The organism is Pseudomonas svalbardensis, assembly GCF_030053115.1.
GTDB lineage: Bacteria > Pseudomonadota > Gammaproteobacteria > Pseudomonadales > Pseudomonadaceae > Aquipseudomonas > Aquipseudomonas svalbardensis.
The window spans coordinates 125,001-139,136 of the sequence record NZ_CP125619.1; the positions used below are offsets into that span (position 1 = coordinate 125,001).

The following is a 14,136-nucleotide window of genomic DNA, read 5'->3' on the forward strand; positions in this document are numbered from 1 at the left end:
TTAAGGTGGTAGGCTGGAATCTTAGGTAAATCCGGGATTCTAAGGCCGAGAGCTGATGACGAGTTACCCTTTGGGTGACGAAGTGGTTGATGCCATGCTTCCAAGAAAAGCTTCTAAGCTTCAGGTAACCAGGAACCGTACCCCAAACCGACACAGGTGGTTGGGTAGAGAATACCAAGGCGCTTGAGAGAACTCGGGTGAAGGAACTAGGCAAAATGGCACCGTAACTTCGGGAGAAGGTGCGCCGGTGAGGGTGAAGCATTTACTGCGTAAGCCCATGCCGGTCGAAGATACCAGGCCGCTGCGACTGTTTATTAAAAACACAGCACTCTGCAAACACGAAAGTGGACGTATAGGGTGTGACGCCTGCCCGGTGCCGGAAGGTTAATTGATGGGGTTAGCTAACGCGAAGCTCTTGATCGAAGCCCCGGTAAACGGCGGCCGTAACTATAACGGTCCTAAGGTAGCGAAATTCCTTGTCGGGTAAGTTCCGACCTGCACGAATGGCGTAACGATGGCGGCGCTGTCTCCACCCGAGACTCAGTGAAATTGAAATCGCTGTGAAGATGCAGTGTATCCGCGGCTAGACGGAAAGACCCCGTGAACCTTTACTATAGCTTTGCACTGGACTTTGAATTTGCTTGTGTAGGATAGGTGGGAGGCTTTGAAGCGTGGACGCCAGTTCGCGTGGAGCCAACCTTGAAATACCACCCTGGCAACTTTGAGGTTCTAACTCAGGTCCGTTATCCGGATCGAGGACAGTGTATGGTGGGTAGTTTGACTGGGGCGGTCTCCTCCTAAAGAGTAACGGAGGAGTACGAAGGTGCGCTCAGACCGGTCGGAAATCGGTCGTAGAGTATAAAGGCAAAAGCGCGCTTGACTGCGAGACAGACACGTCGAGCAGGTACGAAAGTAGGTCTTAGTGATCCGGTGGTTCTGTATGGAAGGGCCATCGCTCAACGGATAAAAGGTACTCCGGGGATAACAGGCTGATACCGCCCAAGAGTTCATATCGACGGCGGTGTTTGGCACCTCGATGTCGGCTCATCACATCCTGGGGCTGAAGCCGGTCCCAAGGGTATGGCTGTTCGCCATTTAAAGTGGTACGCGAGCTGGGTTTAGAACGTCGTGAGACAGTTCGGTCCCTATCTGCCGTGGACGTTTGAGATTTGAGAGGGGCTGCTCCTAGTACGAGAGGACCGGAGTGGACGAACCTCTGGTGTTCCGGTTGTCACGCCAGTGGCATTGCCGGGTAGCTATGTTCGGAATAGATAACCGCTGAAAGCATCTAAGCGGGAAACTAGCCTCAAGATGAGATCTCACTGGGACCTTGAGTCCCCTGAAGGGCCGTCGAAGACTACGACGTTGATAGGTTGGGTGTGTAAGCGCTGTGAGGCGTTGAGCTAACCAATACTAATTGCCCGTGAGGCTTGACCATATAACACCCAAGCAATTTGCTGACCTGAAGAGGCACCAGATTGCGGTGTGTGAAGACGACACAAGTCGAAAATTCGCAACGCAACACACAAATCTATCACCTGCCCATTCGCTGGAGCGTGATCCGCAAGGAGAACGACCTGGCTACCGAATTTCTTGACGACCATAGAGCATTGGAACCACCTGATCCCATCCCGAACTCAGCAGTGAAACGATGCATCGCCGATGGTAGTGTGGGGTTTCCCCATGTGAGAGTAGGTCATCGTCAAGATTAAATTCCGAAACCCCTATCTGCGTATGCAGGTAGGGGTTTTGTTTTAGTAGAAGTCACCCATTTTGCTGGCACGTTGCGCTGTAACGGGCTGGTCACAGAATTTCTTGACGACCATAGAGCATTGGAACCACCTGATCCCATCCCGAACTCAGCAGTGAAACGATGCATCGCCGATGGTAGTGTGGGGTTTCCCCATGTGAGAGTAGGTCATCGTCAAGATTGAATTCCGAAACCCCTGTCTGCTAACGCAGACAGGGGTTTTGTCGTTCTGGGCTCGCTAAACGCTCAGAAAAACGCCATCGCCAAACCACTACAGTGTATGCGTCCGGGCATCACGCCTTGCGTGATTAAACCGGCTGCCACTTATGCGGAAGCAACCGATCGATTTCACTCGCCCGCTGCGTCGGCAGGCGCGTGAGGACGTCCTTCAAATAAGCATACGGATCATGCCCGTTGAGCCGCGCCGACTGGATCAAGCTCATGATCGCCGCCGCCCGTTTGCCGCTGCGTAGCGAACCTGCAAAGAGCCAGTTTTTGCGACCCAACGCCCATGGTCGGATTTGGTTTTCGCACCAATTATTGTCAATGGGTACGGCCCCGTCATCGAGGTAGCGCGACAGCGCCGTCCAGCGTTTGAGGCTGTAATCCAGAGCTTTGCTTATCGCCGAGCCGTCGTGCACGATCTGGCGCTGGGCGATCATCCAGGCATGCAGAGCATCCATCACCGGTACAGCTTTTTCTTGCCATATTCGGCGGCGTAAATCCGGTTCAAGGTTGCGGGCTTCGCTCTCGATTTCGTACAGCAACTGGATGTAGCGCAAGGCCTGTTCGGCGAGCTGGCTCTTGTTGGTGGCGTGCAGTTCGAAGAACTTGCGCCGTGCATGGGCCATGCAGCCGATCTCGGTGACGCCGAGTTCAAAGCTTGCCTTGTAGCCGCCAAAATCATCACAGACCAGCTTGCCTTTCCAGTTTCGCAGGAAGCTGCGTGCATGCTCTCCGGCGCGGCTCGGGCTGAAGTCGTAAACGACCGCCGCCAAGTCCGAGAACTGGCTGGTGGCGTAGGCCCAGACATACGCGCGATGGGTTTTCTTTGCGCCCGGCGTAAGCATCTGCACCGGTGTTTCATCGGCATGGATTACGCCATGTTCGAGAACAGCATCGCGCAGGGCATCGAGCAGCGGCTGCAACTGCACACCACAGTTGCCGACCCATTGCGCCAAGGTCGAGCGGGCGATGACCAGACCGGCCCGACCAAAAATCGACTACTGACGATAGAGCGGTAAATGGTCGGCGAACTTTGCGATCATCACGTGGGCTAGCAGGCCGGCGGTCGGGATGCCCTTGTCGATGACCTGCGCCGGAACCGGTGCCTGGATCAGCGTTTCGCACTGGCCGCAGACCCACTTGCCACGGATATGACGCTCGACGGTGAACACGCCTGGCGTGTAGTCGAGTTTCTCGCTGACATCCTCGCCGATACGCTTGAGGGCGCAGCCGCACTGGCAGTGGCTGTTGTCGGGTTTGTGGTGGATCAGGGTGCGCGGAAACTGCGGCGGCAAGGCGGTACGCTTGGGTTTTTGCCGAGCCTCGGTCGAAACGGGAGCGGGTTGTAGCGCTTCAAGTTCGGCTTCGATGGCTGCGATGTCAGTGTCGATCAGGTCGTCAAGCAGGCTGGCCTGATCCGGGCTCAGTTGCTCGCTGCGCTTGGCAAACTTGAAGCGCTTGAGCTGCGCGATCTCGTGGGCCAGTTTCTCGTTGACCGTTTTGTGATGGTGGATTTGCTTACCCATCGTCTCGACTTTCTGATCGAGATTCTCGACACGCCGCATCAACTGCGCCGCCAGAGCGCGCAGTTGTTCAGGGTTTAGTTGGTCGAGGTTTGGAAGCGAAGTCATGCCGCCGTTTTTGCCAGAGCAAGGCTACACCGGCGATAGACTCATCGGACAATTGCACGGCCAGGCTGGCCATGGCAAGCGTCACACGATGGAAATCGCGCCGCTTGGCCCAACTCTTTGCCAAGGCAAACCCAGCACCAGGGCATGCAGTTGTTCGGCACCTAATTCCATCTGAGAGCCGTGTCGAGAACCCGGCCAGAAGAACTTGCCTTGATGCAGGCGGCGCGCCGCCAGCCAAATACCCAACCCGTCGTGCACCAGCACTTTCATGCGATTGGCGCGGCGGCTGGCAAACAGATAAGCGCAGTGCGGCTGCGCCGCACCGAACACGGCGACCACACGCGCCAGCGCGGTTTCGGTGCCGGCGCGCATGTCCATGGGCTCGGTGGCGAGCCAGATGGCGTCGATGCGGATCATCGCAACAGGTCTCGAAGAAAGGTCGCACAGGCAGCCGCGCTGTCGGTCGGCCAGTTCACTTTGACGTGGGATTTCGAGGCAGATCATGGCCGGGGTGAAATCCGATCGTGACGCTGGCGACGGTAATGCCACCGGGATAAAGGCAGGTTGCAGGGCGACACTTTTCTGCGACTGTAGCCGAATCCACTTATGGACGAGGTTCGCGTTGAGACTGTGGCTCAGCGCGACGCTGGCGATCGAAGCGCCGGGCTGGGCACACTCTTGAATGACCTGGGCTTTGAAGGATTTGGAGTAGGAACGGCGTTGTGGCTGCATGAAATACCCGCTTAAAAGGCTAGAACTGGTGCCCACTTAAATTTAAGTGCACACCATGTCTTGGCTTTGCGGGGCTGGGTAGATGACTTGGCCGGACGCATACACCACAGTGTTCCCACAGAGACGACAAAGCCTGCCCCCGGATTCAGGCGCTGGCTTTGTTGGAGTGATGAGTGATTAGAACTGGTAGCTCACTGTCGCGGCGACATTCCGTTCTTCGCCCAAGTAGCAGAAGTTCAGGCTGGCACAGGAGGCCACGTAGGACTCATTCGTCAGGTTGTTCGCATTCAGGCGAACATCCACGCGCTTCAACCCTACTTTGCCTAAGTCGTAACCAACAGACGCATCAAACAGCGTGTAGGACGGCACCTTCATGGTGTTTTCCGCGTCGGCCCAGCTATAGCCGACATATCGCAAGTCCACCGCTGGCCCAGTCGACCACGGTTTTGCGACGCTGGTAGTCCGCGCCCATCAGTACAGTATGTTTGGTTGCACCGGTGAAGAACTCCGCTTGCAGCATGTTATCGACAATGAATGCATGAAGCTTCTCATCGCCACCGGTAATAACGATTCAACTCATTACTGCTCGGTGTGGTCCAGCCATAGGCATAGACCTGATCCAGCTTCACCTTGGAATCGAGGTAACGGAAGTTCTGCCGTGCCGTAAACACGTCATTGAAACGGTGCTCGAATTGATAACCGAAGGACTGCTGATCACGCTGAAAGCCATCAATGCTCGGTTCTCCCTCGAAGAAGTGGGGGGAGATCCGATTCCCATTGCGCTGATGAATTGTGCCGTCGGCCGGCACGCCACCGTGATAACCACCGTACGGATCGTGTTGCAAATACGCTTGCAGGGTCAGCGAGGTGTCTTCGGTAAAATCGATGCTCACCGTAGGCGCGAGAGCGAAGCGTTTTTCTTTGTTGTGATCGAACTGTGTGTCGGACTGATCCGCCAGCCCTGTCAGGCGATAGGCAATGCGTTTGTCATCATCCACCGGGCCGCTGAAGTCGAAACCCATGCCGCGCTGACCCTGGGTGCCCACTGTGGCTTGAACCTGATGATAGGCCTCATACAGCGGCCACTTGCTGGTCAGCGCCACCAGGCCGCCGGGTGAACTGCGACCGTAGAGCACCGATGACGGCCCTTTGAGAATATCGACGCGCTCCAGGAAGTACGGGTCTACCTGCATGGTGCTGTAGGTGCCACTGTCCCCCATGGACTTCAAGCCATCCAGATAGATGTTATCCACAGAACCATCGTTGAAGCCGCGCAGCGCCACGTAGTCATAGCGGTGGGTTGCGCCATAAGGGTTGGTCAGCACGCCGGGGGTGTAACGCATGGCCTGGGACACGGTTTGCGAACCTTGATCGTCCATTTGCTCACGGGTTACCACAGAGACACTTTGCGAGGTTTCCAGCAACGCAGTACTGGTCTTGGTGGCGATCTGGCTATGCGTCGCGTTGTAGCCGTCCATGCTGCCCAGCGCATTGCCGAGGGCAAAGCCTTTGATGTCGGTAGTGGGCAATGCCAGCGCTTCGGTTTCGGCGACCGGGCGCAACACGTAGCTGCTGCCATCCTGACTCACGGCCTCCAAACCCGAACCGCTGAGCAAACGTCGCAGTGCCTGGTCCGCCGAATATTCGCCCTGCACGCCTGGTGACTGAAGGCCCCCGGTTCGCGAAGGCGTCGTCGACAAGGTAATCCCCGCCTGACGCGCAAACTGGTTGAGCACATCGCGCAATGGGCCTGCGGCAATGTTGTAACGGTGGCTGCTGACCTCGCTGCCCGCTACCGCTACGCCCTGTGTCGGCAGCACGCCGACACCCAGCGCGGTAGAGAACAGCGCAGCGCGTACGGCGTAGCGCAGGACGCCTGAATCGGCGGCGAAATGAAGAGGATTCTTACTGGTGGCGCGCGCAGTCATTGTAGGTTTCCGTAGGAAGTCGCTGAGGTCAGAATTGAAGTGCTTACTGACTAAGCCGGACTTGTCCGGAAAACCCGCCAAAAATATTTCAGGCCTGTCGCTCCAACGTCACCCACCAGCGAGTGCGATAGCGCAGTTGCACTGGCAGGGTTTGCGGCAGGATGGCCAGCAACCTGTCGGTGTTCTCCAGGCGGAAAACCCCGGATAACCGCAAGTCAGCAATGTCCGCTGAGCACGTCAGATAACCGTGGTGATAGCGTCCGACTTCATCAAGGAAATCCCCCAGCCGCATATTGCGAGTCACGATCAGCCCGTCGACCCAAGCACCCGCATCCATGTTCAGCGGTGGCGCCAACCTCGCCTGGTGATGATCGATCAGATAACTTTGCCCGGCCTGCACCTGGATCGGTGTGCTATCGGCGGCAAGTGGTGAATGTATGAGGACCATGCCGCCGGTAACACTGAGCCGCGTGCAGTCGCCGTCCTGCCGCAGGATGAAACGTGCCCCGACGCCTTCATACACACCCTGGCGACTTTGCACCCGCAGCGGTCGATCAAACCAAGATCCTTCGTCGATCCCGCCGCACGTCACGATGATTTCGCCGCGAGTCAGTTTGATCAGCCGCTGCTGCGCGTTGTAATCCAGATCCACTGCACTGGCGGTATTGAGTTCCAGTCGTGTGCCGTCGGGCAATTGGAAACCGCGCCGTTCGCCCGTGGCAGTAGCGAAATCAGAGGACCACTGTTGCCAGCCCACTGCATCCTTGCCCAGCCACGCCGCCGACCCCATCAGCAACGCACCGGACAGCAGCTTCAAGGCCTGGCGGCGTCCCAGTCCCTGAGCGCTGTTTTCCAACGTATTGAAGGCCACTTGAGCACCGGGCACTGCCCGCAGGTTGCTGCTCAACTCGGCTTGCAGCGACTGCACCCGTTGCCAGGCCAGTTCGTGTTCATGGTGTTCGGCCCGCCAGACATCGCATTGCTGACGTAGCCTGGAATTAGCCGAGTTGTTACGCAGACGCAGTAGCCAATGGATGGCTTGTTTGACCACCTGCTGGTGCGGTTCACCGCGTCGATTCAGCGACAAGTTATCCACAGGCATCACGTTTCATACCGCAGCACATAGCAGTGATACAGCGCGTCGGCCACATAGCGTTCCACCGAACGCAGAGACAAGCCCATCTGCTCGGCGATGTGTTTGTGGGTAAGCCCTTCGCACTGTGCCAGCAGAAACGCCTGACGCACTTTCGGCTTCAGGCCTTCGAGCATACGGGCGATGCTTTCCAGCAACTCAAGTACCAATGCCCGCGCTTCGATGCTCGGGGTTTCGGACTGGGGCAAATGGGCGATGGTTTCCAGGTAGGCGCGTTCGATTTCTTCACGGCGCCAATGGTCGATCACCAACCCACGGGCGATCGTTCGAAGAAAGGCGCGGGGAGCCTTGAGTTCCAGGCGTTCGGTTCTGTGCAGCAGACGCACAAACGTGTCCTGAGCCAGGTCCGCCGCATCGGCTGCATTACCCAATCGCGCGCGCAGCCACGTGTTGAGCCAACCGTGATGGCTACTGTAAAGCGCCTGTACTGCAAACTCAGGTGAGGACATGAACGCGACAGCCCGAACGTCACAAATGATAATTAGTCGCATTGTCATCAAGGGTTGGGGAATTTGCAACTGCCGTACGAACAACCGTCATCACAAAAAGACTGAGCAGGTGCTCTGGCACGCCGTTCGGCGGGTATCTGACAGGAATGTCGACCATTTCGTACAAACGCCTAAGTTTTCTCCGGTTTGTGCCGACAGCCTTATGAGACATGCGTGCACCAAAGTAGAGCGGCCCCAGAGCCCTGCCTGCGCTGTTACATGGAATGTTGCAACCCGGAACGCATCCCCACTTTTTGCATAAGAAGTCCCATGAAATGAATCTCAAATTCAGCCATAAAATCCTTCTGGCCGCCTCCGGCGTCGTGGTGCTGGCTTTTGCGTTGTTCACTTTGTACAACGACTATCTGCAGCGAAACACCATCCGTCAAAACCTCGAATCAAGCGTCCAGCAGGCCGGCGATCTGACCGCCAGCAGCGTGCAGAACTGGATGAGTGGCCGCGTGTTGGTGCTGGAAAACCTCGCGCAGAACGTCGCCCATCAAGGTGCCAATGCCGACCTCCCGGGGCTGGTCAATCAACCGGCGCTGACCTCGAACTTCCAGTTCACCTACGTGGGCCAGGCCAACGGCGTGTTCACTCAGCGCCCGGACGCGAAGATGCCTGACGGTTACGATCCGCGTCAGCGTCCCTGGTACAAACAGGCCGTGGCTGCCGACAAGACCATGCTGACCCCGCCTTACATGGCTGCCGTCGGTGGCCTGGTGGTGACCATCGCCCTGCCGGTGAAAAAGAACGGTGAGTTGCTTGGCGTGGTCGGTGGTGACCTGAGCCTGGAAACGCTGGTGAAGATCATCAACTCGGTGGACTTCGGTGGCATCGGCCACGCATTCCTGGTCAGCGCCGACGGTCAGGTGATCGTCAGCCCGGACAAAGACCAGGTGATGAAAAATCTGAAGGACATCTACCCGAACGCCGGCGTGCGCATCGAGAAGGGTAATCAGGAAGTCACCCTGAACAAGCAGGACCGTATCCTTTCGTTTACTCCAGTCAGTGGTATGCCGAATGCCGAGTGGTACATCGGTCTGTCGATCGACAAGGACAAGGCCTACGCGCCACTCAGCCAGTTCCGCACTTCTGCGCTGATCGCGATGTTCATCGCCGTGACGGCCATTGCCGTGCTGCTGAGCTTGCTGATCAACGTGCTGATGCGTCCGCTGACCACCATGGGCCGTGCGATGCAGGACATCGCGCAAGGTGAGGGCGACCTGACCCGACGTCTGGCCGTGGAAAGCAAAGACGAATTCGGTGAGCTGGGCGGTTCGTTCAACCAGTTCGTGGAGCGAATTCACGCGTCGATTTCCGAGGTGTCGTCGGCAACCCGCCAGGTTCACGACCTGTCGCAACGGGTGATGGCTTCGTCCAACGCTTCGATCGTCGGTTCCGACGAGCAAAGCGCCCGCACCAATAGTGTGGCCGCGGCGATCAACCAGTTGGGCGCCGCCACCCAGGAAATCGCCCGCAACGCCGCCGATGCTTCCCAGCACGCCAGCGGTGCGAGCGAGCAGGCCGATGACGGTCGTCAGGTGGTGGAGAAAACCATTCTGGCGATGACCGAGTTGTCGCAGAAAATCAGCCTGTCCTGCACGCAGATCGAAACCCTGAACGCCAGTACCGACAACATCGGGCACATTCTGGATGTGATTAAAGGCATCTCCCAGCAGACCAACTTGCTCGCGCTCAACGCGGCCATCGAAGCGGCCCGTGCCGGTGAAGCCGGTCGTGGTTTTGCGGTGGTGGCGGACGAGGTGCGTAACCTCGCTCACCGTACTCAGGAATCGGCGGAGGAGATCCACAAGATGATCACCTCGCTGCAGATCGGTTCTCGCGAAGCGGTGACGACCATGAACGCCAGTCAGGTCTCCAGCGAACAGAGCGTCGAAGTGGCGAACCAGGCCGGTCTGCGTCTGGTCAGCGTGACCCAGCGCATCGGCGAAATCGATGGCATGAACCAGTCGGTGGCCGCGGCGACCGAAGAGCAGACGGCGGTCGTGGAAACCCTCAACGTCGACGTCAACCAGATCAACCTGCTGAACCAGCAGAGCGTGGCCAACCTCAATGAAACGTTGAAGGATTGCGATGCGTTGTCCCTGCAGGCGAACCGGTTGAAGCAGTTGGTCGACAGCTTCAAGATCTGATTGAGGTCAGTTGAACCGCGTTATCGTTCAATCGCGAGCAGGCTCGCTCCCACATGGAATTTTCTGTGATCACAACATTTGTGAACGACTGAAAACCCCAGTGGGAGCGAGCCTGCTCGCGATAGCGGTGTACCAGTCACCGCTGAACCAAAGCCCTACGCAAACAGCTTCAACACATTGTTCATCGAGTCATCGGCAAAGCCCTGAACGAAATCCGTGAACCCCGGCAATGCCTCGGCGCCGCCCTGTGCGGGTTCGGCGATGATGGTCCAGGTCGCTCGGGATTTGCCCGCGCCCAGCGGTTCAACACTCATCGCCGCCCACAAATTGGCCACGCCCAAGGTGTTGTAAATCGTGGTCCAGGTCATGTTCAGCGCCTGGTCATCCCGGGAGTTGAGTTGCTCGACCACCAGGTTGCCGTCCTTGAAGATTTTCTTGCGCAGGGACGACACGCCTTCGCCGGTCATCTCGATGTGCGACAGCGCCGGAATGAATTGATCGAAGCCGGCAAAGTTACCGACCACCGCCCAGACCTGCGCGGCATCCGCCGGCACTTCCACTGAAGACACGACGTGGCAGCCTTGAGGGTTTTTGATCAGGGTATCGGGTTGTAGGGTTTTCATGGTTTTGCTCCGGTTGAGTGAATCAGATGAAGTTGATTTCTTTCAGGTAGTCGCAGCCGCGCCGCAGCAGTGCCGGGGATTTTTCCGGGTAATGCGCGCCCATCTGCCGCACGCCCGCCTGGGCGTTGGCGTGGCCGATCATTGAGATGTCGCCGATGTCTTCCTCGAAGCCGTTGAGGTAGAAACCGAGCACGCCGAACAACGCGTTGTCGCTGTCGACCCGGCCCAGTTGCTGCTGCCAGTCGGCGACGCTGACCATGGAAAACTCCCGACCCGCCTCACGGAATGACGCGACGTAGTTGTCCCAGCTCAGAGGTTCGGGGTTGTGCAGGTTGAACACCGCTTTTTCGGGTGAATAACGGCTGGCGTGGAAGGCGATGAACCGTGCGAGAAAGTCCACCGGCATCAGGTCGAAATTCAGCGCGAATTCCGGCACCTGGCCGAGCTGGATCGAGCCTTTGAGCATCAGCATCAAGCGATTTTTGTGCGGCTGGCAGACACCGGTGAGGCTGTTGAAACTGATGTTGCCGGGGCGATAAAGATTGACCCGTACTCCACGTTCGCGAGCCCGTTCGAGGATCCGCTCACCGACCCATTTGGACAGGTTGTAGCCGTTCTTGATGTAGATCGGTGGGGTCTGTGCGGCGGGCAATTCCAGCACCCGGCCATCGGCGGCAATCGTGCTGGAGGCCGAGAGCGTTGAGACGAAGTTGAAGATCTTTTTGCTGCGCCCTTCGCACAACCGAAGGCACTCGAAAATCGGCTCGACGTTGTCCCGCGCCAGCGACTCGTAATCGAGTACGTGATTGACGTTGGCGGCGTTGTGCACCAACGCGCCGAACTGCCGATCCAGTCGCTCGTAAACATCCGCTTCGAGCCCCAATGACGGACGCGTAATGTCCGCCGCATAAACCCGCACCCGACTCAGGTCAAGATGCTCCAGACGGTTTTCTCGCAGCGCATGGGCAAACCGCTCGGCTGCCGATTGTCCGCCGCCGTCGCGAACCAGGCAGGCGACTTCGCTGGCGCCCCAGGCGAGCAACGCTTCGACGATGTGCACGCCGACAAAGCTGTTGGCGCCGGTAACGATCACCTTGTGCACATCGCCCATGCGGTTGACTGGCAACGGCTGGATATCCAGTTCGCGGAAAGCATCGGCCAAGGCTTTTTCGCTCAATACCTCTTCGGTGCCGGAGCCGCGCACCAAGGTCGCCAACTTGGCGATGGTCGGCAATTCGATGAAGCGGTTGATCGAGATGCTGCGACCGAATTCCTCACGCAAACGTAAAAGCATGCGCGACAGCAGGATCGAGTGGCCGCCCAGGTTGAAGAAACTTTCGTCGGTGGAAATATCGCTGGCCGGCAGCTCCAGCAGCTCGGCCCAGATCTCCAGCAACAGCGCCTCATCGGCACTGGCGGGGAAGCGCCGCAGCGTGTTTTCGGACACATTCACGGGCATTGCCAGCAGCGCCTTGCGGTCGACCTTGCCGTTGCTGGCGAATGGCATGCTCGGCAGTTCGGTCCACGCTGTGGGCTGCATGTAATCCGGCAGAAACTGCATCGAGTGGGCTTTCAGCGCTTCGCGAGCGGTGCCGGGTTGATCCTCCTGAGGCTGCGCGAGGAACGCCAGAATCCGTCGATGGCTGTCGATAACCACTGCCACTTGGCGGTACAACTGACTGTCGCGCAGGCAGCGTTCGATCTCTTCCGGTTCGACCCGAAAGCCGCGAATCTTCACTTGGTTGTCGCGTCGTCCGCACAGCTCAATGCCGTCGCGGGTCCACTTCGCCATGTCGCCGGTGCGGTAGGCGCGCAGGCTTTGGCCATTCGGCAGGCTCAGGTTCAGATAACGTTCGGCAGTCTGCTGCGGGTTGTTCAAGTAGCCCAGGCACACGCCCGGCCCGACGATGTACAACTCACCGACAGTCTGTTCGGCCACTGGTTGAAAATCCTCATCGAGAATCAGCACCTGACTGTTAGCAATTGGCGCGCCGAGGGTGCGGTTGCTGTCGCCGGTGCGCAGTTGCCGTGCGGTGATCAACACTGTCGCTTCGGTAGGGCCATAGAGGTTGTAGAGGTTGCCCTGACGGGTGAGCTGCTCGATGACGTAGGGTTCGCAGACATCGCCGCCGGTCATCACGTGATCGAGGCATTGCAATTGATCCAGCGGCAGGATGCTCAACAACGCCGGCGGCAAAAAGGCGTGACTCAGTTGTTGATGACGGATCAGCTCGACCAGTTGCAACGGATCGCGGCGCTGATCGTCGCCGGGCACGATCAGCTCGGCGCCCTGGAGCAGGGTCGGGAAAATATCGATCAGCGACGAGTCGAAACTCAGCGACGAAAACTGCAGCACCCGACTCTGCTCGCTCAGTTGCACATAGTCGGCGTACCACGCGGTGAAGTGCGCGAGGTTGGCCTGGCTGAGCAACACGCCTTTGGGATGGCCGGTGGTGCCCGAGGTATAGAGCGCCATGCACGGCGCATCTAGATCAGATCGTTGGCGCATCAAGGGTTGATCGAGGTCCACGTCACCGATGTCGATGCGGCTGATGTCGAGTCCCGGCATTTGCGCCGCGAGCGGATGCTCACCGTCATGCAGCAGCAAGACTGCCCCGGCGTTTTCCAGAATGTACTGCTGACGTTGCAGAGGATGACTCGGCTCCAGCGGCAGGTACACCGCGCCACTGCCAAGAATCGCGAGAATCCCCGCATACAACGCGCTGCATTTTGGCAGGCAGATCCCGATCACCAACGGCCCGTGATGCTGAGCGAGCAACGGCTGCAAACGCTGCTGGATGGCGCGGCTGTGGGCGTGCAAATGCCGATAGTTCAGGGACGTGCCGGCAATGTTCAGCGCGGGTCGTTCGGCACACTGGATGAAGCGCTGCTCAAGGCGCTCGATCATCGGGATCTGGCTGAGTTCCAGCAGCGCGGGTGCCGCCGTGAGGTTGAGCCGATGGAAAAACGCGAGGCTCTCCAAATAGAACAGGTTTTCCACGTGCTCGAAGCACGCGGGAGCAGCAGGGTCGGCCCGTAGAAAATAGTCGGCATCGCGAGAGAAACGGCTGACCAGCAGCGCCACGTGATCGACCAGTTCTGTCACTGCCCGCAGGCGCAATGCCTGGCCGTTGCCCGAAGGCTCGTCGATGATCGGCACGCGAGTGAACAGCGTCGAACCGTACGTGCACAGCAAGTCCAGCGGCGGCAGGCCAGACATCCCAGGCACACCGATACCCAGTTGCAGCGTCAGTCGCGGTGCATCGCCGACGTCTTGAGCAGGCAGGCTGGCGTCGTCGATCAGCAAATCAGCGTTACCCGACGGCTGCTCGTCGACGGCTGTCAGACGCACCAGAGAATGACCGTGTTGTTCAAGTTCCAGTGCCAGGTCGGTCAAGGCCTGGCTGTGTCCAATGAGCAGAATGTCGAGACGTCTCATGATGGGCTCCT

Annotated in this window: 6 protein-coding genes, 3 rRNA genes and 2 pseudogenes (1 of these 11 cut by a window edge); 4 read left to right on the plus strand and 7 right to left on the minus strand. The window is 58.3% G+C overall.

Annotated features, from left to right (window positions below):
• From QFX16_RS00615 to rrf (QFX16_RS00625), 3 genes are all read left to right on the plus strand, one after another.
• Window positions 1-1,438: ribosomal RNA gene (locus QFX16_RS00615) — 23S ribosomal RNA — on the plus strand (it extends 1,454 nt beyond the left edge of the window).
• Between the two features lie 154 nt (window positions 1,439-1,592).
• Window positions 1,593-1,708, plus strand: a 5S ribosomal RNA gene (rrf, locus tag QFX16_RS00620).
• A 106-nt stretch (window positions 1,709-1,814) separates the two neighbouring features.
• Window positions 1,815-1,930: ribosomal RNA gene (rrf, locus tag QFX16_RS00625) — 5S ribosomal RNA — on the plus strand.
• 128 nt (window positions 1,931-2,058) lie between these two features.
• Here rrf (QFX16_RS00625) and tnpC read toward each other — a convergent pair.
• From tnpC to QFX16_RS00650, 5 genes and pseudogenes are all read right to left on the minus strand, one after another.
• Window positions 2,059-3,606, minus strand: a pseudogene (gene tnpC / locus QFX16_RS00630) (IS66 family transposase).
• An 81-nt stretch (window positions 3,607-3,687) separates the two neighbouring features.
• Window positions 3,688-4,338 carry an IS66 family insertion sequence element accessory protein TnpB gene (gene tnpB, locus QFX16_RS00635; RefSeq protein WP_283182420.1) on the minus strand — a complete coding sequence of 217 codons (651 nt, stop codon included), beginning with the start codon at window positions 4,336-4,338 and terminating at the stop codon, window positions 3,688-3,690.
• Between the two features lie 177 nt (window positions 4,339-4,515).
• Window positions 4,516-6,266 (minus strand): annotated as a pseudogene (locus QFX16_RS00640) (TonB-dependent siderophore receptor).
• An 88-nt stretch (window positions 6,267-6,354) separates the two neighbouring features.
• Entirely contained in the window at window positions 6,355-7,368 is a 1,014-nt protein-coding gene (locus tag QFX16_RS00645; protein WP_283182421.1) for a FecR domain-containing protein, read from the minus strand.
• Window positions 7,368-7,868 (minus strand): sigma-70 family RNA polymerase sigma factor, encoded by a 501-nt coding sequence (locus QFX16_RS00650; protein WP_283182422.1) that lies wholly within the window; start codon window positions 7,866-7,868, stop codon window positions 7,368-7,370. The genes QFX16_RS00645 and QFX16_RS00650 overlap by 1 nt, the downstream gene beginning before the upstream one ends.
• Before the next feature lie 314 nt (window positions 7,869-8,182).
• Between QFX16_RS00650 and QFX16_RS00655 the strand changes: the two genes are divergently transcribed.
• The gene (locus QFX16_RS00655) at window positions 8,183-10,063 is read left to right on the plus strand and encodes a methyl-accepting chemotaxis protein (protein WP_283182423.1); all 1,881 of its coding nucleotides are present in this window, start codon (window positions 8,183-8,185) and stop codon (window positions 10,061-10,063) included.
• 155 nt (window positions 10,064-10,218) lie between these two features.
• Here the strand turns inward: QFX16_RS00655 and QFX16_RS00660 are convergent, their stop codons facing one another.
• Both QFX16_RS00660 and QFX16_RS00665 read right to left on the minus strand, forming a co-directional pair.
• Window positions 10,219-10,686 carry an SRPBCC family protein gene (locus QFX16_RS00660; protein WP_283182424.1) on the minus strand — a complete coding sequence of 156 codons (468 nt, stop codon included), beginning with the start codon at window positions 10,684-10,686 and terminating at the stop codon, window positions 10,219-10,221.
• 22 nt (window positions 10,687-10,708) lie between these two features.
• Entirely contained in the window at window positions 10,709-14,125 is a 3,417-nt protein-coding gene (locus QFX16_RS00665; RefSeq protein WP_283182425.1) for a non-ribosomal peptide synthetase, read from the minus strand.
• Between the last annotated feature and the right edge of the window lie 11 nt (window positions 14,126-14,136).

Excerpts from the sequence above, each read along its gene's own strand:
- tnpB (WP_283182420.1), bottom strand. The coding sequence starts at position 4,338 with ATGCAGCCACAACGCCGTTCCTACTCCAAATCCTTCAAAGCCCAGGTC.
- QFX16_RS00645 (WP_283182421.1), bottom strand. The coding sequence starts at position 7,368 with ATGCCTGTGGATAACTTGTCGCTGAATCGACGCGGTGAACCGCACCAG.
- QFX16_RS00650 (WP_283182422.1), bottom strand. The coding sequence starts at position 7,868 with ATGTCCTCACCTGAGTTTGCAGTACAGGCGCTTTACAGTAGCCATCAC.
- QFX16_RS00655 (WP_283182423.1), top strand. The coding sequence starts at position 8,183 with ATGAATCTCAAATTCAGCCATAAAATCCTTCTGGCCGCCTCCGGCGTC.
- QFX16_RS00660 (WP_283182424.1), bottom strand. The coding sequence starts at position 10,686 with ATGAAAACCCTACAACCCGATACCCTGATCAAAAACCCTCAAGGCTGC.
- QFX16_RS00665 (WP_283182425.1), bottom strand. The coding sequence starts at position 14,125 with ATGAGACGTCTCGACATTCTGCTCATTGGACACAGCCAGGCCTTGACC.